This is a genomic window from Desulforamulus profundi, assembly GCF_002607855.1.
On sequence record NZ_AWQQ01000091.1, the window covers coordinates 49,740 to 70,199 of the forward strand.

Sequence of the window (20,460 nt, forward strand, 5' to 3'; positions counted from 1 at the left end):
GGCAGTTGCTTTTTGAATAGTTCCACAGGTATGATTGGGATTGGTTACCTTAGCTAGTCCTCTGTTACTTCATCCCGCTGGTCAATAACCGCCCGGTCCGCCATGTTGTCATAGGCTTTTTTCGTTACCTTTGTATCGCCCCCTGGTTTCTTTGCCCTTTGTCTTATTTTATGAATGGGGCCCAGGTAATTGGTAAATTCTTTGCCAAGACCGGATAAGCGGTCAGTGACACCTTTCAGGCTGCCTGTACTGAGGAACAGGAAGCCGCCACCCAGCAGCAGGGTCAATCCTAAAATCCAACCAACCGCTCTCCAACCGCCCCCGCCGTCGGCACCGGGCTGGGTGATACCGCCGCCGGGAACCTGTCTCTGCGGTCCTTCAATTCCTAAGACGACCGGTACGGCATCGGCAAACAGTGCGACACCCCGCTCAGCTTCTCCCTTGGTATTGGTGTGGGTGCCCGCTTCAATCAGGATGGCTGTGGGCATTAAATCCTGGTTGTAATTGCCCTTGGCCATGAAGATTTCCTTTACAATGGTGGGGTGAACTTTATTGGCATAGGCCATCATCCGCCGGGCAAAATCCTTGTTTGCCTCCATGTTGGGATTCTGGCGGCCCACCACCAAGCGCAGTTGGCTGACCTTGTTCTCAGAAACTGTGGCCCTGTAGTATCCGGGATCAGGAATGCCATCCCGGTGAACATCAATGAGTGCAACAGGGTTTTGCTGCATCAATTTCATAGCCGTGCGCCGGGACCTCTGGTAAGCCGCATTGTCGTGAGGATCATGGGGTGTTTCGTCATAGAGCACCCTGGTTGCGCTCTTCTGTTCAAGCCTGTTCACCAGGGATCTCCCCACATCATAAATGCCGCCTTTAAAGGGAATGCTCTCCTTTCCGTCACTGGGTACATAGGCCTCGTCGGTGTGGGTATGGTATACGCCGACGGTGCCTCCCTGGCGGTTTGCCGCAGCCATGGCCAGGCGCTCATCGGTTAAGTATTCGTTCCAGGCTAAAAAATCTTTGTCCTTGCCAAGGGACTTGGCAACCGCCCTGTTTTTGTCTACCTTAATAACCCGGTAGTAGTCTCCTTTATGGTTAATAATCTCATCACCCACTGACACACGGCAGGCCTGGCTGATAACCGACCCTTTGGCATCAACAATGCTAATTGCTTTGCCCACCATATGATCCACATCATCATTGGACAAAACAGAGGCGGGATTCCAGGCCGGCAGGACGGCTTCTGATAATCCCAGGTAACCGACAACGCCGACTCCCGCGAACATCATCAAGATACTAAGAACAATAAAGAATTGTTTAGTCTTCAAAAGGATCAGCCTCCTCCCTCTCTGATTTTCTGCGCATTTCTTTGTCGTCCCGGGGTTTGTCATCCCTCTTTTTACGACCAAATTCAGGCTTTCTCAATCCGGCCAGCAGGGCGTCCGGCTTTCCCTCGGAGGTGGGGCCACCCTGCAGTCTTTCCCTGGCCTCCCCGATCAAGTCCGCCAGCAGGATGGCTAAAATACCCGAAATAACAATGGAGTCAAAGGCCCCGGCTCCTCCGATGCTTTTTGTGGCATTGGTGGCGTTATTTTGCACCAGGTAAAAATAGTTTGCTATGTCCGCCAACAGGACACCCAGCGTAGCCCCAATGAAAGCGCTTCTGCGAGAACGCCCGGCGATATAAGCAACTAACGCCGCAACGATGGGAAACAAATAAAGCGTGTCAATAAAGCCAAACCTGCCTGCGGGCTCAGGTAAACCGGTCATGATCCGGGAACCAATAAACCAAATAACCACCGCCGTTACGCCCGAAGCAATCAAGGCTCTGGTAACCTCTTTGCCGGTACCTGCTTTAGTCAAAAGATAGATGGCCAACCCCACAGGCACCAGTGCTCCACCCAGGTTAATTTCCAGGGGTACCGGTGTGCCGGGTATCGGAATGTTGATGAAGCTGCCCACAATAAGGGCCAGAATAACCGCCAGGGCACCCTTGTCGGACAATCTCATGCGGTCCAGGGCTCGCTGGGCAATGCCAAAAAAGATCAGCAAAGATACGACGATCAAAACAATAAGTCCCAATGGAAAACGATCCATAAACCTGCCTCCTTTTAATTAAAATTCATATCTGAAAAATAGATTTCCCTCCGGCGGTCAAATTATGCGACAACAAATACTTACCTTAGACATAAAAAAACGGCTGTCATAAAGACAACCGTTTTAAAAAACCTTTACTTATCCTCTTTAAACATATCCCCGAACATATCCCCCAGGGTAACCTTTTCTTCAGTATTTTCTTGCACCTGGGGCTGGGGCGCCGGTTCTTCCTGTTTCCGCGGGTGCGGTTCACGGGCCGGACGTCCTTCGCTGTTTACTTCACGGATGGAAAGGCGAATGCGTTTTTCAGCCGGATCAACACTGAGTACCTTCACGTCCACCTGGTCGCCTTCTTTTACCACATCTTCCGGTTTCTCCACATGGCGGTCTGCCAGGTGAGAAATGTGTACCAGACCTTCAACGCCGGGCTCCAACTGAACGAAGGCGCCAAAGGGAGCCAGGCGGACAACCTTGGCCGGGAATACATTGCCTACGGGATATTTTTCTTCAATGTTATCCCAGGGGTTGGGTAACACCTGTTTCAGACCCAGGGAGATTTTTTCGTTTTCCCGGTCTACCTTGAGGACCGCCACTTCCAGTTCATCCCCCACCTTAACCACTTCCTGGGGATGGTTGATGCGGTGCCAGCTCATTTCAGAAATGTGCAGCAAACCGTCTAAACCGCCCAGGTCCACAAAGGCGCCGAAATTGGTTAAACGGCGTACAACACCTTTAACAACCTGCCCCTCCTGGAGGGTCTCCAGTAATTCTTCACGCTTGCGGGCATACTGCTCTTCTAAAACGGCTTTACGGGAAACAACCACCTTCTTGCGGTGTTTGTTCATTTCAATGACCCGCACTTCCACTTCCTGGTTCACGTATTTGGAGAGGTCTTCCACATAGCCGCGTTCCACCAGAGAAGCAGGCAGGAAGGCCCGCACGCCTACATCCACCAGCAAACCGCCCTTGACCACTTCACGAACAACACCCTTGATGACGGTACCGTTTTCCATGGCCTCTTCCAAGCCACCCCAAGCTTTTTCGGCGTCGGCGCGTTCCTTGGACAGGATAATCTTCCCTTCGTTGTCTTCGGCTTTAATCACAACGCATTCTATTTCGTCCCCGACTTTTACGATTTCCTGGGGATTATCTACGCCATAAAAGGCCAGTTCTTTACGGGGAATAACGCCTTCGGATTTGGCTCCAATATCCACGAGCACTTCGTCCAGGCCCACCTGAACAACAATGCCCTTGACTAACTCCCCGGATTGGGGAGCTTTTACCTCCATAGCTTCGTTCATTCCTTCTTCGCCATTGGTCATCTGGTCCAGTTCCTTCATCCTTCTTTTAACCTCCTCTATAATTGCGTCAGGTGTTGAAGCGCCCGCTGTCAGCCCAAATTTTTTATGTCCGCGAAACCACTCTTCCCGCAGCTCCTGTGCGGATTCCACATGATAGGTGGGAGTCCCGGTTTCCTGACAAATCTTGGCTAACTTTTTGGTATTGGCACTGTTCTTGCCGCCCACCACCATCATTACGTCCACCTCTTTGGCCAACTCCAGCGCAGCCCGCTGGCGTTCACCCGTGGCATGACAAATGGTGTTACGGGCATCCACTTCCACTCCTTGTTTTTGGAGTGCTTCCACCAGTCTCTGGTAATTGGCCAATGGCTGTGTTGTTTGTGCCACGACCCCTACCTTAGGGTGATCCACCCGACTTAATTCATCAGCATTTTCGACAACAATCCCCTTGCCCATGGTCCAACCCAGGATTCCCTGAACTTCAGGATGCCCCGGGTCCCCCAGGATATATACGGGAATCCCCTGCTCCGCCATTTCACGGGCAACTCTTTGTGCCCTGGCCACGAAGGGGCAGGTGGCATCAAGGATTTCCAGACCCTTATCCCTGGCCTGCTGAATGATATCAGGACCCACTCCGTGGGAGCGGATAATGACACTGCCGCCGGCCGCCTCTGCCAGACCGGTTATTTCTTTAATCCCTTGACCAGCCAGGTCCTGTACCACCTGCGGGTTATGGATCAACGGTCCCAGGGTATAAATATTTCCTTCCTTTTCCCTGGCAGTGGTCAGGGCCAGGTCAATGGCCCGTTTCACGCCATAGCAAAAACCGGCCTTGTTGGCCAACAATATTTCAATAGAGATCACCCTCTGTTCCGGTTTAGTTTCTCTGATGTGAAAAATGTTACCCACTCAGTTAAAAAAAATTACTCCAGCAGACCGGAAATTTTTCCCATCACCTGTTCACTTAAAGCCTCCAGCTCTTCTTTGCCGGGCCGTCCGCGCCACAGTTCCGGTAAATAAACGGGTTCTCCTATGACAACCGTAATTTTATCTAAACTGCCCCTGGTCCCTTTTAACGCCATGGGCAGGATGGGGACATTGGCTTTCACCGCCAGCATAGCTGCACCGATATGGGGCTTTTGTAATTCTCCCGTTTTGCTTCTGGTGCCTTCAGGAAATACGCCCACCACATTGCCGGTCTGTAATAGTTCCAACGCTTTCCGAATGGCATGCCGGTCGGACTTTTCCCGGTTTACCGGAAAGGCCCCCAGCAGCGTGATAATGGTGGCCAGGACCGGAATCTTAAACAATTCTACCTTGGCCATGAAGTGGATACGTCTGGTTAAGGCACACCCCACAACCACCGGGTCCAGGTTGCTGACGTGATTGCTGACAACCACCAAACCGCCCTTGGCGGGTAAATGCTCCAGTCCAATGACTTCCCACCTGCGCCAAACCAAGAGTATCCCACGGATGATTACCCGGAGAACTGTATAGAACATGAAATCCTCCTACTTGTTCTTCTCGATCCAGGAAATGATGGTGTCAACCACCTCTTCTATGTTCATACCGGAACTGTCGATGATAATGGCATCCCCGGCAGGCACCAGAGGGGATACCGAACGGTGGCTGTCCGTGTAATCCCTGTCCTGGATTTCCTTTATTAACTTATCAATGTCTACTGTATAACCCTTATCTTCCAATTCTTTCGCCCGGCGGCGGGCCCGTTCCTCTGCGGAAGCGGTGAGAAAAAATTTGGCATTTGCCCGGGGTAAAACCACCGTTCCGATATCTCGCCCGTCCATGACAACACCGTTTTCATAGGCCATTTGACGCTGTCGCTCCACTAAAACTTCCCTCACGCCGGGAACGCTGGCCACTGTGGAAACATGGCGGGTCACTTCGGGCGAACGAATTTCTTCGGTGACGTCCTCCCCGTCCAGCAGTACCGATTGCTGAAGACCGGGAACCAGTTTTATGGTGGTTTCCCTGGCCAGGTTGGTCAATCCACCGGCTTCATGCAGGTTGAGGCCCTGCTTTAAAGCCTTAAGGGTAACGGCCCGGTACATGGCGCCGGTATCAATATAAAGCAAACCCAATTTACGGGCAACCAGTTTCGCGACTGTACTTTTTCCAGCCCCGGCGGGGCCGTCAATGGCAACACAGATTCTGTTTGGCAACCGGGTATAACCTCCAAATAGCAAGTCAAAAAAAACAGCGATAGCACCATTAAACTTTCGACATCGAGCTAGAAATTCCTTTTTTTTTAGAAAAACTTGGCTGGCGCTCCCCGGACCAAGTAAGTCCCAGGTGGCATACACCCGGAGGGTACCGGCGGGCAGCAGCCCGTTGGCTGTGTAACATGCTAAGATGAACACTACCGATGCCAATAAAAAAGCCGGAAGAGGAAATACTCTTCCAGCTGTATTATTTTACAGAAAGGGATTTTAATGCATCGTTGAAGCCGGGAAAGCTCACCGGAATACACTGGGCCCCTTCAATGACGGACTGCCCCCTGGCACCCAGACCCGCCACCGCCATGGCCATGGCAATGCGGTGGTCTCCGTAACTCTGGCAGGTTGCGCCGGTCAAGGGTTTTCCTCCCCGGATCACCAACCCATCGGGCAGTTCTTCAATGTCCACTCTGAATTTTTTAAGTTCCCTGGCCACCGCGGCAATTCGGTTGCTTTCTTTTACTTTTAGCTCAGCAGCGTCCCGGATGACGGTGGTTCCTTCGGCATAGGCTGCCGCCACCGCCAGGACGGGGATTTCATCAATCAGCCTGGGAATCAGCGCTCCGGATATTTCTGTACCTTGTAGTTTTCCTCCGGAGATTTTTATGTCCGCCACCGGTTCCCCACCCTGCTGCCGCTCATTGACGATTTCCAGACCGGCCCCCATTTGTCTGAGGACCTCTAACAACCCGTCCCGGTAGGATTGATGCCGACCCCCTGCAAAGTGACTTCCGAGTCCGGCAGGCAGGCGGCGGCCACAGCCAGAAAGGCAGCGGAAGAAATGTCCCCGGGCACCGTAATTTTTAAACCTTGCAGCTCCGGGAAACCCTTCAGGGTCACGGTATTTCCCGTTACCCGGACAGCCGCCCCAAATGCCTGCAGCATCCGCTCGGTGTGATCCCGGGAGGGGCTGGGTTCGGTGACGGAGGTTTCTCCTTCAGCATAGAGTCCGGCCAGGAGTATCGCAGATTTTACCTGGGCACTGGCCACCGGTGATTGAAAGTGGATGGGCTTTAATGCCCCACCCCGTACGGCCATGGGCAAAAGGTTATTTTGCTCCCGCCCCAGGAAAACAGCGCCCATCTCTGCAAGGGGCCCGGTAACCCTGGCCATGGGACGCCTGCGCAGGGATTCGTCACCGGTGATGATACTGCAGAAGGGCTGCCCGGCAAGGATGCCCATCATCAGGCGGGTGGTGGTGCCGGAATTCCCTGCATCCAGCACATCGGCCGGCTCCTGCAGCCCTCCTAAACCCACTCCATGCACCTTGAGTTTGCCCTCTACGGGGCCTTCAATCCGGACTCCCATAGCCTTGAAGCAGGCAACGGTGGCCAGACAGTCCTCACCCATCAGAAAATGATCCACTTCCGTGATTCCCCGGGCCAGCGCGCCCAGCATAACAGCCCGGTGGGAAATCGACTTGTCTCCCGGCACCGATAGGACGCCCCGGAGTTTTTTCACTGGGTTGATGGTAAGTTTCATTGTATTCCTCGCTATCGGAAATTGTTATTTATTAGTATGCCCTCAGCTTCTCCCAGTTTTTCATAGAGTTTTTGTAATGCAATGTGGTGTTTCCGGTTCTCGGGCAGCGCCTCCCTTACCTGTTTGGCCTGCTCCAGAGAACTTACCAATTCTTCCTGGTTAAAATCATGCATGGATTGCTCTATTTGTTCCAATTGCCTGCGGAATTTGCAGACTGCCTCCAATACCATTTCCCGGTTGGTCAGCAGTATATCCCGCCACATGGTCGGGTTGGCTGCGGCAATGCGGGTGGTATCCCGGAAACCGCCGCCGGCAAGCTTTAACAGCAACTCCTGGGCAGGTTCCCCGGCAACCGTGATTACCAGGGTGGCAGCCAGCAGGTGGGGCAGGTGGCTGATAAGAGCCACCGCTCTGTCGTGCTCCCGGCACCCCAGTTCCACCGGATGGGCTCCCAGGGCCTGGATAAATCTCTTTAACCTGACGCAGGCTGCGGCATTTGTTGATTGGGTGGTTGTCAAAATATAAGAAGCGCCTTCAAACAGATCCTCCCGGGCGCCTGCTACCCCGGTTACTTCCCGTCCGGCCATGGGATGCCCGCCCACAAAATGAACCCCCGCGGGCAGCATGGCCTCCGCCCGGTCCACCAGCTGGCCCTTAACACTTCCTACATCCGTAATGACAGTACCGGGGGTCAAATAAGGGACGGCCATTTCCAGCACTCCCAGGGTAACCCCAATGGGAGTTGCCAGAATCAACAGGTCTGCTCCCGGCACCGCCTCAGCCAGCGTCTCAGTGCGCTGGACAGCGCCTACTTGAACGGCCAGCCTCAGGTTTTCCCTGTTGGGGTCAACCCCCACAACCTCTGCTGCTAATTTTCTTTTGCTTAAAGCCAATCCCAGGGAACCACCGATTAACCCGACACCGGCAATGACAACCTTTTTGAACAAAGAATAACCTCCTATGTCTTACGGGTCATGCTTTGGGGTCAGTTGCTAGCCTTTTAGGTATTCCTTATGGGTCTAGTTAAATCATATAACAGGACCTGAATGCAGGATAAGTCTAACAACAAGATCCCAAAGAAATACAGAATAAGTCTAAATTCTTCTCCCTATTGCCTCTGCTACGGCCTGAATTTCCTTCATTAAGGACTGGAAGTTTTCAGGAGTCAGTGACTGGGGGCCGTCGCACAGGGCTTCGGAGGGATTGGGATGGACTTCGATCAGTAAGCCGTCCGCCCCCGCTGCCACCGCAGCCACCGCCATGGGCGGCACAAACCGCCACTTGCCGATGGCATGGCTGGGGTCCACGATGATGGGCAGGTGGGATAAATGTTTCACCACCGGCACCGCCGACAAATCTAACGTGTTGCGGGTGAAACTTTCATAGGTGCGAATACCCCGCTCACATAAAATTACGTTATAATTTCCCCCGGCCATAATGTATTCCGCAGCCATCAACCATTCTTCAATGGTGGCCGACACGCCCCGTTTCAAGAGAACGGGTTTATCCACTTTGGCCACTTCCCGTAACAGGAAGAAGTTCTGCATATTCCTGGTGCCGATTTGCAGGATATCGGCGTATTCAGCCACCAGTGGCAGGGTGCCGGCATCCATTACTTCGGTAACAATCTTAAGCCCGGTCTTATCCCTGGCTTCGGCCAGATATTGCAACCCCTGTTCTTCCAAGCCCTGGAAGGAATAGGGAGAAGTGCGGGGCTTAAAGGCCCCTCCCCTGAGCAGCGTGGCTCCGGCGGCCTTTACCATCTCTGCGGACTCCAAAAGCTGTTCCCGGCTCTCCACCGCACAGGGACCGGCCATTACGTGAATCTGCCCGCCGCCAATTTCGATGTCACCGACTTTAACCACCGTGTTCTGCTCCTTAAAGGACCTGCTGGCAAGCTTATAGGGCTGCAGAATCGGTACAGCGTTTTCCACCCCGGGCATGGCTTCCAAAGCCAAGTCGCCTATTCTGGTTTCATCCCCAATGGCGCCGATAATGGTACGCTCCACCCCCCGGGAAAGATGTGTTTTAAACCCGGCCCGTCTGAGTCTTTCCAATACCGCGTTAATTTTATCCTCACCGGCCCCCTGACTCATAACCACAATCATAAAATTCCTCCTTCCGCCCTTTACTCAAAGGGCACTGCCATTCTTAATATATCCATCAAATCAAATAATAAAAAGACACTCCTAAAGAGAGTGTCAGTCAAAACCTAAAAAAGACATAATAACCCCTCCTTACCGTCCTACCATCCTTCGTTTTGAAAAACAAAACCATTCTACAAAGTTTATCTTATCACTTCCCCCGGCAGCTGGCAATTCCCTTTGGAAAAATAATATCTTTTTTGTAATTTTATCTCCCGGTAGTGTTACAATAGATGGAAAACCAAGTGAAAGGAGTCGTACAGATGGTATTGTCGGATAAGGTGTCTTCTTTTCTAAGCCGGGCTTCCTGGATTCGTAAAATGTTTGAAGAAGGGGACCGCCTGAGAAAAATTCACGGGGCCGATAAAGTATATGATTTTACCCTGGGGAACCCTTCGGTGGAACCACCGCAAAAATTTCGTGAGGAACTGAAAAGGCTGGCCCTTCACCCGGAGCCGGGTATGCACCGTTACATGAGCAACGCCGGCTATCCCGAAACCCGTTCGGCGGTGGCTGAAGTATTGGCCGAGCAGTCCCAGCTGCCCTTTGAAGCCAAACACGTGGTCATGACCGTGGGGGCCGGCGGTGGTCTTAACGTCGTCCTGAAGGCTGTTTTAAACCCCGGTGATGAAGTGATCGCCCTGTCTCCCTATTTCGTGGAATACGGTTTTTATGTGGATAACCAGGGCGGCGTATTAAAAGTCGTGCCCACCAACGATGTTTTCCTGCCGGATTTGGACGCCATCAGCGGCGCCATAAATGCCAAAACCCGTGTCATTATTATTAACTCACCCAATAACCCTACCGGGATGGTCTACCCGGCTGAAGTGCTGGCCGGCCTTGGAAAACTGGTGGAGGAAAAATCCCGGGAAATGGGCCGGCCCATTTTGTGGTGTCCGATGAGCCCTACTCCAAGATTGTTTATGACGGGGTGCAGGTCCCCTCGGTCTTCAAATACATAATCAATGCAGTGATGGTAACCTCCCACAGTAAAGACCTGGCATTACCCGGCGAGCGAATCGGTTACATCGCCGTCAGCCCGCGGATCGACGGTATGGATACCCTCGTTGAAGGCCTGGTCTTCTGCAACCGTACCCTGGGCTTTGTTAATGCCCCGGCCATGATGCAGCGGCTGGTGACCGGACTGCAGCGGGAATCCGTTGACATCAAGGAGTACGAAGAAAAGCGTGACCTGCTTTACAACCACCTGACCTCCCTTGGTTTTGAAGTGGTAAAGCCCCAGGGAGCCTTTTACCTGTTCCCCAGGTCACCCTTACCGGATGACATTGAGTTTACCCGCAAGGCTTTAAGCCACAATCTGCTGGTGGTTCCCGGCGGCGGCTTTGGCAGTCCGGGCTACTTTCGGCTGGCTTATTGCATTGATCTGGACATTATCAAAAAATCTCTGCCGGCCTGGACTGCCCTGGCCCAGGAACTTGGCATGAAATAAAAAACAACCCCGGACGGCTGAAAAAGCCCGGTCCGGGGTTGTTTTTACACGTTTTCTCTTACCTGCAGCAATGCCGGTATGCCTTGCATCAATTGTTCCAGTTGGTGGGGTCGCAGGGACTGGGCGCCGGATGAACTTCCACCATCAGCCCGTCGGCCCCCGCTTGTTCCTCTGCTGACCAAATTATATGAAGGCAAGGTTGAACCCTCCATGTATAAACTTATAGTATATTTTTTCGCTGTCAATGGATATTTTCCTTCCCAATATGAAAAGATCAATTCCTGGTATTTTAGCAAAGAATTTTGTTTTTGGATTGTAACATTTCAGACCCCATTTTCTTATTATGTTAGCAAGGGTATCAACCCAAAAATTTTATCAATAAGGGAGGCGTTACGATGAGCGGTTATGGTTATGGAAATTTCTCCTTTATCGTATTCTTGATCCTTATCCTGTTAATCTTCGGTAATGGTTTCTACGGCGGGTACAGTGTAGAAAAATAACTTTTTAATTAAAAAGCAAAAAAGCAGTACCAAGTAACATTGTGAAGGCCCCTACCATAATATGGAGTGTGGATACTCACAAAAAATAAATTAAAGGAGGATGCACAATGCCTGACGGATACGGTTACGGTGGATTATTCGGTAGCAACTTCGCTTTCATCATTTTCTTAATCCTGATCCTGTTGTTCTTCGGTCAAGGATTCTACGGCTACAGCGCTGAGAAGTAATATTTTGGGGGGCTGTTTTCTCAGCCCCTCCCTTGTACCAAAAAATAATAGGAGGTAGTTTCCATGGGTTACGGTTTTGGTGGCTTTGGCAAAGACAATTCTTTTATTCTTTTTCTGATTCTGATTCTCCTGGTCTTTGGATCAGGCCCTTACTACGGATACGATAAGTAGCGTTTAGGGCTTCCCCAGCCCTTAAATCAATAAACAATAAGGAGGTTATATTATGGGTTACGGTTATGGTGGCGCTTATGGCAGCAATTTTGCTTTTATCATCTTCTTAATTCTCATTCTGCTGTTCTTCGGCCAAGGCTTCTACGGCTACAGCGCAGAAAAATAGCATTGGGAAGTATTGAAACAGGCCGGGGTTTAGGAACCCCGGCCTGTAGCTTTTATTCTGTAAGATCCGGTCTGAGATTGGCCGCTTCCCGCAGGTACACGTGCTTTATTTCTCTTTGGGATTTAGTGGTGTTGACATGCACCAAAACCCTGACACACCTGGCGATTGCTCCGGCCACATCCAATTCCTGGGCACATAACAGGGTACATAATCCCAGCCCAGGGCCCGGGCCGCCTTGGCAGGAAATTCTGCATTCAGATCAGGTGTTACCGTGAAGAAAGCGCTGCAGATATCTTCTGTGGATAATTGGTTGCTTTCAATAATGGTTTTTACTAACTCCTGGGTTGCTTCAACGATTTCCTGCCGGTCATTCCGTTCTACCGTAATGGCTCCTCTGATTCCCCTTACAAAACAAACCATCCTGCTAACCTCCCTGCTTCTACGGGCTTGATACTGCCCGGTGTCCCAGCCCTATAGCCACTTCGTCAAGATGCAAAAGACCTACGCCAAAAAACACGGCCACACTGATATGGTCCGCCTGGCGCGCAATGCCGATTTTACCCCCTACGTTTAAGCCCACCGCCTTTTGCATGATCATGGAAAGGGCTTCCCGGGTGGCGCCGGCCACGGCGCCTTCGTCCGCATGGACTTCTTTGATAACCCCTTCTCTTTTGGCAGCCACCACCGCCCGTTCGATAATACGGTTTACGGAAGAAATAAAATCGCCACCGTAATCCACTGCGGCTGTACGGATGCCCTCATCCAGAAATTTGGTTTTGTATTCTTTCTCCTGCTCCCTGGTTTCCGTCATGGCCATTTCAATGGCAACCCTGGCCACTTTTCTGCTTCCGTGGAGAACCAAACAAACACCCCCAAAAAAATAACACCCCGGCAGGAGCGCTATTTGCTTTATTCCCCTTTGGGTTGCCTAGATTATATTACAGCTTGTTAGTAAATGCAATGTCGTCTTAGGACTTCTTGTCCAGTTTGACTTTCCCCAGGGTAAATACTGTCTTCCTGCCGGAAAATTCCGTTCCCCTGGCAGGTGCAATAATCTGCCTGGTGCTGTCCAGCACCTTGATGGTGACGGAATGGTCATAATAGGTGGTATCCACCTCCAACACATCTCCATTGGATACAGGGACGGTAACATACGGGTGGGTAAAATCCCCCTTCACCTGACCGTTTACCAGAACTTTTGCCTTGGGAAGGGTGGAGAAGTTTGTTAGTTGGAGGATGATAGAATTCTCAGACCCCTCCAAAGGTTTCATAACCTTCTGGGCATCGGACCCCACCCGGTCGATCACCTGCCACGAGGGTGACTGCGCTAAAAAGGAATGGTAAAACAACAAAAAAGCAGCGCCTAGCGCGATCAGCGAAAGTAAGTACCTTTCTGCCCTTTTAATGCTGAATGAACGGTTTTTTCTGCTTTTCATACCACCGCCTCCTACCACTGATTGTATATGCGGTTGTATGTTAAATTATGCCAACCCTAACGGCTGTTATATTTTCTTTCCAGCAGGGAACGGTACACCCGCATTTCCTCGGCCACCCTGAAAAGTAGCCTTTCCACATCATACCTGGTGAGTGTCAGGTTGGGTGGGTCGATAATTTCAATTTTGCGAAAGTCATCCCTGGCGATAAATTTTACCACATCCTCCAGTGTTTCGGCGCGCAGCTGCAGGACCACCGGGGCATAGGCCACCTCGGCGCTGGACACCTCATCCTGCACTGTGTATACTTCCGCGCTCATGTCGATATCCTCAACCTGGATGCCCTGAATGGGAACATTGCGAAATACAGCCACCTGCTGTTCTCTCAGATCTTCGGCAGCCTTGTCGCTGGGTTTCCCCCCAAATAAAAAGCGCCCTGGTTTGCCAACACCCCTGAAATCCATCCGGACCTTCACCCTGAGGGGCCGGTGCATAAGATCGTCATTTTGTACGTTCAAAGGAAAACCCTCCTCGCCAAACCTTCCTTTAAAACATTCGATTTCGACGAGGGAAAATCCTGCTAAGGATTACCAACGGATATCCCGAGAACCGCAGACAGGGCAGGTATCAAAATATTTTTCGGGCCTTTCAAAGGCTCCTGGGCGTCATCCAGGCTGGCGCCCCGGCATTCCATGGTGGTCAGGCAGCCTTCCCCGTTAAAATTGCCCAGCAAACCATAGGGCGGGGCGTTGGCAGTGTCCGCACCGACAGTACTAAGGTTCGCTCCGCTCACCAAGAGCTGTTACCGGTGCTCCGCAAAGTCGCTCGTTAAGGATAACGGAACTCCCTTGCTAATTCGGAACATTACCTATATGTCATATTTTTGGGCTGCTGCATATTCCGATTGTTTCTATATAGACCGGGGCTTTCTTTTTTGAGTTGTGAAAGATCCCGCCTTTCCTTTATGTAAACCTTTTTCTCCTGGATTATAAGATGCTTTTTCATCACGTTTATTTTTATTCTTGGTAACTACGGTTGACTTGCCTTTATGTAAACCTTTCGCTCCGGGCTTGAAGGATGGCTTTTCATCCCGCGCATTTTTGTTCTTCGCAGTCACAACGTTAACAGTCTTTCTCCGACCTGGTTTTGGAGAGGGTACATTTACCGCTGCCTGCAGGTCCTTTACATTTAGCTGCAAGCCGGCCAGGGTCATGAGTTCCCTTAGTTCTTGCTTGGTTAAAGGGCGGAATTCTCCGGGCTTCAGGTTGTCCAGTTCCAGCGGGCCCATGCGGACCCTGCGCAGCCGGAGCACCCTGTGACCGATATGTTCGCACATGCGCCTGACCTGGCGGTTGCGGCCCTCATGGATGCTGATCTGCAGCAGCGCCCGGTCGTCCTGAATGCCGGCAATCTTTACTTCGGCAGGGGCGGTGGGACCGTCCTCCAACTGCAGCCCTTTGGTCATGGCCTGAAGTTTTTCCGGCTCCGGCACGCCTTCCACCCGGGCCAAATAGGTTTTCTTGACTTGATGTTTGGGGTGGGTCAGGGCCTGGGTCAGTTCCCCGTCGTTGGTCAACAGCAGCAGACCTTCGGAATCATAGTCCAGGCGGCCCACGGGATAAACCCTTTGCTCCACTCCCTCCAGCAGGTCGATCACCGTTTTGCGTCCCCGCTCGTCACTGAGGGTGGTGACGTAACCCCTGGGTTTATTAAGAAGCAAATAAACCTTTTTTTCCGGCGGCGGGATTGGTTTGCCGTTTACCTGTATTTTATCTTTGTAGGCATCCACTTTGGTGCCCAGTTCGGTGACCACTTTGCCGTTAACCTTTACCTTGCCGCCGGTAATGAGTTCTTCTGCGTGCCGCCGGGAAGCCATACCGGCTTTGGCCAGCACTTTTTGCAGTCTTTCTTCCATCTCTGTTATGAATCCCTTCTTGTTTTTATTTGCACAAAAAAATAACCAGTTCAGTGAATAGCTTTCCCGAGCTGGATGGAACTAAAACATCACGTTACAAATAAGGATGGACGCAATCAGTGTGGTAAAATCCGCCGCCAGGCCGGAGGCCACGGCATAGCGGTATTTGCGAATGCCCACCGAGCCAAAATACAGGGTCAAAACATAAAAGGTTGTGTCACTGCTGCCCTGCATGGTGGAAACCAGCCGGCCGATGAAACTGTCCGGCCCGTGGGTCTTAATGATTTCTGTGGCAATCCCCAGGGCCGCTCCCCCCGACAGGGGGCGCATCACCGCATGGGGCAGGATGTCGGCGGGGATTCCGATGACGCTTAAAACCGGCCCCAGCCAGGAGGCCAACAGCTCCATGGCTCCGGAGGCCCGAAAGATGCTCACGGCCACCAGCATGGCGGTAAGAAAAGGAATTGTCTTGATGGCTGTGGAAAAGCCGGCCTCCGCCCCTTCCACAAAGGTCTCAAAAACCGGTACTTTTTTAATAAAGGCAATCAGCGGGATGACCAGCAGCATGACCGGAATGGCCCAGCGAGAAATTTGGTTGATTACTTCATACACCGCTATCACCACCTATTCCGGTACAGGCTGCGCAGAATCCTGTCCACCAGTATGGCGACAGTCATACCGCAAAGGGTGGCAAATATGGTGGTGCCAACAATTTCCGTGGGATCCTGACTGCCGTACAATACCCGGATCCCGATGATGGTTGTAGGTATAATGGTGATACACCCGGTATTCAGGGCTAAAAAGGTGCACATGGCCTCGGAAGCGGTATCCGGCCGGTGCTTGTTCAGTTTTTGCAGCTCCTGCATGGCGATCAGCCCCATGGGGGTTGCGGCGTTGCCCAGCCCCAGAATATTGGCGCTGAGGTTCATGACAATGGCCCCCATGGCAGGGTGGTCCTTGGGCACACTGGGGAACAAAAAACCAGTGACCGGCCTTACCAAACGGGCCAATGCCCTTACCAAACCGGCGGCTTCGGCCAGCTTCATAATACCAAGCCAGAAGGTGATGATGGCGATTAAGCTGAGGGAAGTTTTCACTGCCACCTGTGCCCCGTCCAAAGCAGCTTTGGTGACCACTTCAATATGTCCCTGGGCTGCGGCCACCAGAATGCCAAAAACCATCATGCCTAGCCAAACGTAGTTTACCAATGTTCTCCCCCCTTGTCCTCCTATCCTGATCTTATGAGGGGGGTTGGCCAATTAGAACTGTTGATCCACCGGCAGGTAGATGGAGAAACGGGTTCCTTCTCCCAGCTTGCTGTCCACTTCAATACGTCCCCTGTGCCGGTCCACAATGGTATAAGAAATGGACAGGCCCAGGCCGGTGCCTTTATCCTTGGTGGTAAAGAAAGGGGTTCCCAGCTTATCCAGGTTTTCGGGAGAGATTCCCGGGCCGTCATCTATAACAGACAGGCAAATTTCTTTCTCCTCCTTATGATGACTGGTGGCCAGTATTATAGTACCCCGCAGGTCCATTGCCTGCAGCGCATTTTGACACAAGTTAAGCAGCACTTGTTTAATTTGATCCCTGTCAATGATAATGGGCGGCAGGTCTTCCTGTAAATCGGTTTTAAGTTTAACACCCCGAAGAAAGGCCTGGGACTCAAAAATTCGGGCAAAACTGGTGATGAGTTCATTGAGTGAACATTGCTGCATGGCGGGAGGTTTTGGCCTGGCCAGTTGAAGAAAGTTATTGATGAAACTGTCTGCCTGGTCAATCTCCTGAATCATAATTTCCATGTATTCCTTAAATGTACTGTTTATTTGCCCTATTTTCTCACTCATTAATTGGGCAAAACCCCTGACCGAAGCAAGGGGATTTCGTATTTCATGGGCCATACCGGCGGCCATCTGACCCACCACCGCCAGTTTCTCCTGCTCCCTGATGCGGGCTTCCTGACGGCGCAATTCGGTGACATCGGTATAGATGCCGATGGCGCCGGCAACCGCATCGTTTTCATCCCGAAGCAGGCTTGTATTCACCAGCAGGAATTTATCATGCTGGTCATTTTTGCACTTGCACTCAATGTTCGTAAAAGGCTTGGCTTCGCGAATGGTCCGCAGCAGCAGGAGTTCCAACCGCCGGCAGCGGCTTTCGTCCAGGCAGTTAAAATTCTCCCCGCCGATTTCGCTGGCCTGCAGGTTCCAGATTCTCTCGGCGGCTTTATTAAAAAAAGTGACGGTCCCCTCTTTATTCAAGATGACAACTCCCTGGGATATGGCATTAAAAATAATGTCCCTTTGCTGCATCAGCTGCCTCAGTATCTTCTTGAATTCCTGCAGTTGCCTCTCCATTTGGGTCTGCTTCAGGGCCGCTTCCACGGCTTTAGCTGCCGCCACTGTTAAACTGAAGGTATAAGGACTTTCCAAACCACAGGGAATGTTCACCTTGATAACTGCCAAAATTTTGCCGTCATCACCCAGGATGGGGGCACCCACACTGGTCCATTTATGAAAGAGCTTGCTATAATGCTCCGCCCCGATAACAGCCAAAGGCTTACCGATGGCCAAAACAGACCCAATCCCGTTATTCCCTATATATTTTTCATCAAAGCAAACACCCGGGTATAGAGGCAGGTTACAAACGGTATTTTCCGAAGCTCTATCGCTGTAAACCTCCATAATGTACCCTTCTTGATCGGCCACAGCTATAAAATAAACATTACTGTGGGTGCTTAACGTTCTTTTGATGGTCTCAATATGTGACTGCAAAAGGTTCAGTATTTCACGCATTCTGGATTTTCTGTATTGAAGTTCTTCTTCGGATAAACATTTGATTTGCAGCTTAAAAGGGTTTACCCCGCAGGCAGCACACCGCTGCCAGGCACTGTAGGTCTCGCTAAAGAGTTTTTCTCCATCGATGGGCTGCCCACTGATCAACTTTTTCCACCTTATGTAAAGTCGAGATTGGTTTAAGTGGGGAACCGAAATGATTCGATCGATCACAATCATTACCTCCCTTCTAAAGCAGAGACAATTGTTGTTTCGCCATAAAAGATCATATCCCTCTAAAAAACGGCAAATAAAAAGTGGGTTGCCCCACTTTTTACATTCTTCAAATCACCGGCTGTGTAGGACCGGCGGTTCCCGCGTTTTTGCCCCCTCTGTTAAACATGCCCTGTATTTGATTCAGCATTTGCGGAGCCGCGTCAATCAGGCGGTCAAACAGAGCATGGCTGTCGTCCACAGGCAGCAGGCGGATTTGACCGTTGCCAACCACCAGGAAGCCCATCGGCTGTACCGATACCCCCGCACCACTGCCACCCCCGAAGCGACCCGGTTGCCTCTCCTTGGTTTTTACCATTGTTTCCTACGGCATATTCGCCCCCCCCGGCAGCAAAACCACAGGCAACCCTGGATACAGGTATAATTACACTGCCATCAGGGGTTTCTACGGGGTCTCCAACCACTGTATTGACGTCAACCATTTCTTTAATGCTTTCCATGGCAGTTTTCATGAGTCCTTCTATGGGATGTTCTGCCAAGAATATTCACCCCCCGTCTGTTTACCTTTTTCTTCATTATTCTGATACCCGTAATCATAATATTGCCAATACGAATTTTAAATATGCAGTCTAAAGAAGTTGAAAAGCCTTCTTTTTTAAAGTTTGGTTCCACCAGGAGTTCCGGCCGGATGCCATTGGGAGCAATTTTTCTATAAAAGGTGGCAGTAAGGTTGCCCATCAGGCCCCAGGCCAGCCCGGACAACATGCCTGTGGCTGCGGCGTCCGGCGTGCCGATGCTGACACGCCACTGAAATCGTTCCATGATTAAATGGCGCAATAAATACTCGATATCCTCCCAGACGGCCCGCAGCCAAGGCAACCAGTCACGGATTTTATCAAGAAGCTGTTTTAAATCATAGGTATATTCATTCCCCCTGCCCATAATTTCCCTGGAATTGTCGCCGCCTGTTTCCAGTTCCGTGCGTGTGGTCAAAGAAAACCCCGATAACTTCTGCTGCAGGATCAGGACGGGGACTTCGATTTTATAGTTAATTAAACCCCAAAGAAAAAATTCCAGACTAACGGTATCATCCTCTTGGAAGCGAAAAAATTTAAAGTGAATTTTAATATAGGAAAAGAAGACCAAAGCCAGTAACAGTCCTATACCCGCCAGCACAACAATGGTTAACAGACTTTGGTCACTCCTTTCTTAGCCTCATCCTGCTTTTCTATGGGGTCCAGTCTCTTGTGTATTTCTCTGTGGTCCTGTTGTTAGTCTTATAGGTTGGTCTATGGGGTCAAGTTATAATAACTAACAACTGGACCCAACAGGAATGCCCCAAAGGCAATCAACTGCCTTTACGCTCAGGGCGCTCCGATGGGTTCCGGTTCTCCGGTGGTGTTGGGCAGAAGGGTTACCGGGACGGATACTGTGTCTTTCTCAACACCGCCGTCACCGGTAACAAAGGCTTCTACGGTACCTTTTTCCGGATTCGGGGGTGAGCTGAAGCTCATGGTGGTACTAAACTTGCTGCCGTTCATTTGTACAGGCTTTTCGGCCAGGGTTAATCCACCGGTATCTTTAAGACGTATTCTGATGGTCCCTGCCACCCCGCTGGCAGTTCCTGATACCTGCATGGGACTTCTAACCTGTTCCCCGGGTCTGGGAGTATCCAACTTTAAACCCTTTTCCACAGCGGTGTTGTCCTCTCTCCGGGGAGGAGCCGGCGGCGCGGGGGGAGCGGCAGGTGTGCGGGCCTGGGGAGCCTCCCGTTCAATCTCAAATCCCAGGGCTTTAACAGGTCTGTCAATGGTAAATGCTGCCACAACCGGTTTCTCCAGATCGGGTTTTTCGCCCGTGGGTAAATCAGGGACGGCCGGCAGGTACTTCAGTCTTACATTGATCCAGTCAAAGTCATTGGCCGGCACCCGGCGTTCAATTTCTGTAATTTGTATGCCGCTGCCCACCGGCAGGTTTTTCTGACTGACAATGACATAGTTCCTGCCATTGACCGACGTCCAGGTGGCAAAATGCTTATCCTTCAGCGTTCTGGCCAATGCTTGAACAATCTCCGGGGCCTTGTCATAATCAATGGTTTCAAAGGTGATCCGGGAAACATCCGGCACAACAATGGTCCTGGGTTCCGGTTTCGGTTCGGGTTTTCTCGCCGGAGCACAACCCAGCGGAATCATGACAAGCAAAATAAGACAGAAGAACCATAGAATTTTTCGCATCGTTATTCCTCCAAAAAGGTATTATGAAAATTAAAAGTAAATATACTTTGATTAATATTTTTAGCAATTTTTGGAGAAATATGCGTATTTCGGTATATAAG

General features: G+C 51.1%; 18 protein-coding genes and 4 pseudogenes. 1 reads left to right on the forward strand and 21 read right to left on the reverse strand.

Features of this window, described 5'->3' with window-relative positions; genetic code table 11:
* Positions 1–53: 53 nt before the first annotated feature.
* The 8 genes and pseudogenes from spoIIP to aroF form a co-directional block, all read right to left on the reverse strand.
* On the reverse strand, positions 54–1,328 hold the full coding sequence (gene spoIIP / locus P378_RS14305) for a stage II sporulation protein P (RefSeq protein WP_099083718.1): 1,275 nt from the start codon (positions 1,326–1,328) through the stop codon (positions 54–56).
* Entirely contained in the window at positions 1,318–2,097 is a 780-nt protein-coding gene (locus P378_RS14310) for a DUF1614 domain-containing protein (protein ID WP_099083719.1), read from the reverse strand. Before P378_RS14310 ends, spoIIP begins: the two co-directional genes overlap by 11 nt.
* A gap of 134 nt (positions 2,098–2,231) precedes the next feature.
* Positions 2,232–4,253 carry a bifunctional 4-hydroxy-3-methylbut-2-enyl diphosphate reductase/30S ribosomal protein S1 gene (locus tag P378_RS14315; protein ID WP_180261126.1) on the reverse strand — a complete coding sequence of 674 codons (2,022 nt, stop codon included), beginning with the start codon at positions 4,251–4,253 and terminating at the stop codon, positions 2,232–2,234.
* 68 nt (positions 4,254–4,321) lie between these two features.
* A complete protein-coding gene (locus P378_RS14320) occupies positions 4,322–4,900 on the reverse strand; it encodes a lysophospholipid acyltransferase family protein (RefSeq protein ID WP_099083720.1) in 579 nt (192 codons plus the stop codon).
* Between the two features lie 9 nt (positions 4,901–4,909).
* The gene (gene cmk, locus P378_RS14325; RefSeq protein ID WP_099083788.1) at positions 4,910–5,578 is read right to left on the reverse strand and encodes a (d)CMP kinase; all 669 of its coding nucleotides are present in this window, start codon (positions 5,576–5,578) and stop codon (positions 4,910–4,912) included.
* A 247-nt stretch (positions 5,579–5,825) separates the two neighbouring features.
* Positions 5,826–7,114, reverse strand: a pseudogene (aroA, locus tag P378_RS14330) (3-phosphoshikimate 1-carboxyvinyltransferase).
* 11 nt (positions 7,115–7,125) lie between these two features.
* Positions 7,126–8,061 (reverse strand): prephenate dehydrogenase, encoded by a 936-nt coding sequence (locus P378_RS14335; protein ID WP_099083721.1) that lies wholly within the window; start codon positions 8,059–8,061, stop codon positions 7,126–7,128.
* Positions 8,062–8,208: 147 nt separating this feature from the next.
* Positions 8,209–9,222 (reverse strand): 3-deoxy-7-phosphoheptulonate synthase, encoded by a 1,014-nt coding sequence (aroF, locus tag P378_RS14340; protein ID WP_099083722.1) that lies wholly within the window; start codon positions 9,220–9,222, stop codon positions 8,209–8,211.
* Positions 9,223–9,521: 299 nt separating this feature from the next.
* Between aroF and P378_RS14345 the strand changes: the two are divergent.
* A pseudogene (locus tag P378_RS14345) lies at positions 9,522–10,708 on the forward strand (pyridoxal phosphate-dependent aminotransferase).
* A 44-nt stretch (positions 10,709–10,752) separates the two neighbouring features.
* Here the strand turns inward: P378_RS14345 and P378_RS19780 are convergent.
* The 13 genes and pseudogenes from P378_RS19780 to P378_RS14400 all read right to left on the reverse strand — a co-directional run bounded on the left by P378_RS19780 (position 10,753) and on the right by P378_RS14400 (position 20,359).
* Positions 10,753–10,905, reverse strand: coding sequence for a hypothetical protein (locus tag P378_RS19780; protein ID WP_180261117.1), 153 nt, complete (start codon positions 10,903–10,905; stop codon positions 10,753–10,755).
* A gap of 988 nt (positions 10,906–11,893) precedes the next feature.
* Positions 11,894–12,192: pseudogene (gene aroH, locus P378_RS14350) on the reverse strand (chorismate mutase); the annotation flags it as partial.
* A 19-nt stretch (positions 12,193–12,211) separates the two neighbouring features.
* Positions 12,212–12,634: a HutP family protein gene (locus P378_RS14355; RefSeq protein ID WP_099083723.1), complete on the reverse strand. Its 423-nt coding sequence runs from the start codon at positions 12,632–12,634 to the stop codon at positions 12,212–12,214.
* Between the two features lie 106 nt (positions 12,635–12,740).
* The gene (locus P378_RS14360; protein WP_099083724.1) at positions 12,741–13,208 is read right to left on the reverse strand and encodes a hypothetical protein; all 468 of its coding nucleotides are present in this window, start codon (positions 13,206–13,208) and stop codon (positions 12,741–12,743) included.
* Between the two features lie 56 nt (positions 13,209–13,264).
* Positions 13,265–13,699, reverse strand: a complete 435-nt coding sequence (locus P378_RS14365) for a hypothetical protein (RefSeq protein WP_420796009.1) — start codon at positions 13,697–13,699, stop codon at positions 13,265–13,267.
* Positions 13,700–13,785: 86 nt separating this feature from the next.
* Positions 13,786–14,001 carry a hypothetical protein gene (locus P378_RS19785; RefSeq protein WP_180261113.1) on the reverse strand — a complete coding sequence of 72 codons (216 nt, stop codon included), beginning with the start codon at positions 13,999–14,001 and terminating at the stop codon, positions 13,786–13,788.
* A 114-nt stretch (positions 14,002–14,115) separates the two neighbouring features.
* The gene (locus P378_RS14370) at positions 14,116–15,120 is read right to left on the reverse strand and encodes a pseudouridine synthase (RefSeq protein ID WP_338013934.1); all 1,005 of its coding nucleotides are present in this window, start codon (positions 15,118–15,120) and stop codon (positions 14,116–14,118) included.
* Positions 15,121–15,201: 81 nt separating this feature from the next.
* The gene (locus P378_RS14375; RefSeq protein ID WP_099083726.1) at positions 15,202–15,732 is read right to left on the reverse strand and encodes a spore maturation protein; all 531 of its coding nucleotides are present in this window, start codon (positions 15,730–15,732) and stop codon (positions 15,202–15,204) included.
* Positions 15,733–15,737: 5 nt separating this feature from the next.
* Positions 15,738–16,328, reverse strand: coding sequence for a nucleoside recognition domain-containing protein (locus tag P378_RS14380; RefSeq protein ID WP_099083727.1), 591 nt, complete (start codon positions 16,326–16,328; stop codon positions 15,738–15,740).
* 51 nt (positions 16,329–16,379) lie between these two features.
* A complete protein-coding gene (locus P378_RS14385; protein WP_420796008.1) occupies positions 16,380–18,125 on the reverse strand; it encodes an ATP-binding protein in 1,746 nt (581 codons plus the stop codon).
* Positions 18,126–18,234: 109 nt separating this feature from the next.
* Positions 18,235–18,664, reverse strand: a pseudogene (ytfJ, locus tag P378_RS14390) (GerW family sporulation protein).
* Positions 18,612–19,118 carry a DUF2953 domain-containing protein gene (locus P378_RS14395; RefSeq protein WP_238473266.1) on the reverse strand — a complete coding sequence of 169 codons (507 nt, stop codon included), beginning with the start codon at positions 19,116–19,118 and terminating at the stop codon, positions 18,612–18,614. The pseudogene ytfJ and the gene P378_RS14395 overlap by 53 nt, the downstream one beginning before the upstream one ends.
* Before the next feature lie 371 nt (positions 19,119–19,489).
* Complete coding sequence (locus P378_RS14400) at positions 19,490–20,359, reverse strand: Gmad2 immunoglobulin-like domain-containing protein (protein WP_099083730.1); 870 nt, start codon at positions 20,357–20,359, stop codon at positions 19,490–19,492.
* Between the last annotated feature and the right edge of the window lie 101 nt (positions 20,360–20,460).

Excerpts from the sequence above, each read along its gene's own strand:
- P378_RS14310 (WP_099083719.1), bottom strand. The coding sequence starts at position 2,097 with ATGGATCGTTTTCCATTGGGACTTATTGTTTTGATCGTCGTATCTTTG.
- P378_RS14320 (WP_099083720.1), bottom strand. The coding sequence starts at position 4,900 with ATGTTCTATACAGTTCTCCGGGTAATCATCCGTGGGATACTCTTGGTT.
- aroF (WP_099083722.1), bottom strand. The coding sequence starts at position 9,222 with ATGATTGTGGTTATGAGTCAGGGGGCCGGTGAGGATAAAATTAACGCG.
- P378_RS14360 (WP_099083724.1), bottom strand. The coding sequence starts at position 13,208 with ATGAAAAGCAGAAAAAACCGTTCATTCAGCATTAAAAGGGCAGAAAGG.
- P378_RS14365 (WP_420796009.1), bottom strand. The coding sequence starts at position 13,699 with ATGCACCGGCCCCTCAGGGTGAAGGTCCGGATGGATTTCAGGGGTGTT.
- P378_RS14370 (WP_338013934.1), bottom strand. The coding sequence starts at position 15,120 with ATGGAAGAAAGACTGCAAAAAGTGCTGGCCAAAGCCGGTATGGCTTCC.
- P378_RS14400 (WP_099083730.1), bottom strand. The coding sequence starts at position 20,359 with ATGCGAAAAATTCTATGGTTCTTCTGTCTTATTTTGCTTGTCATGATT.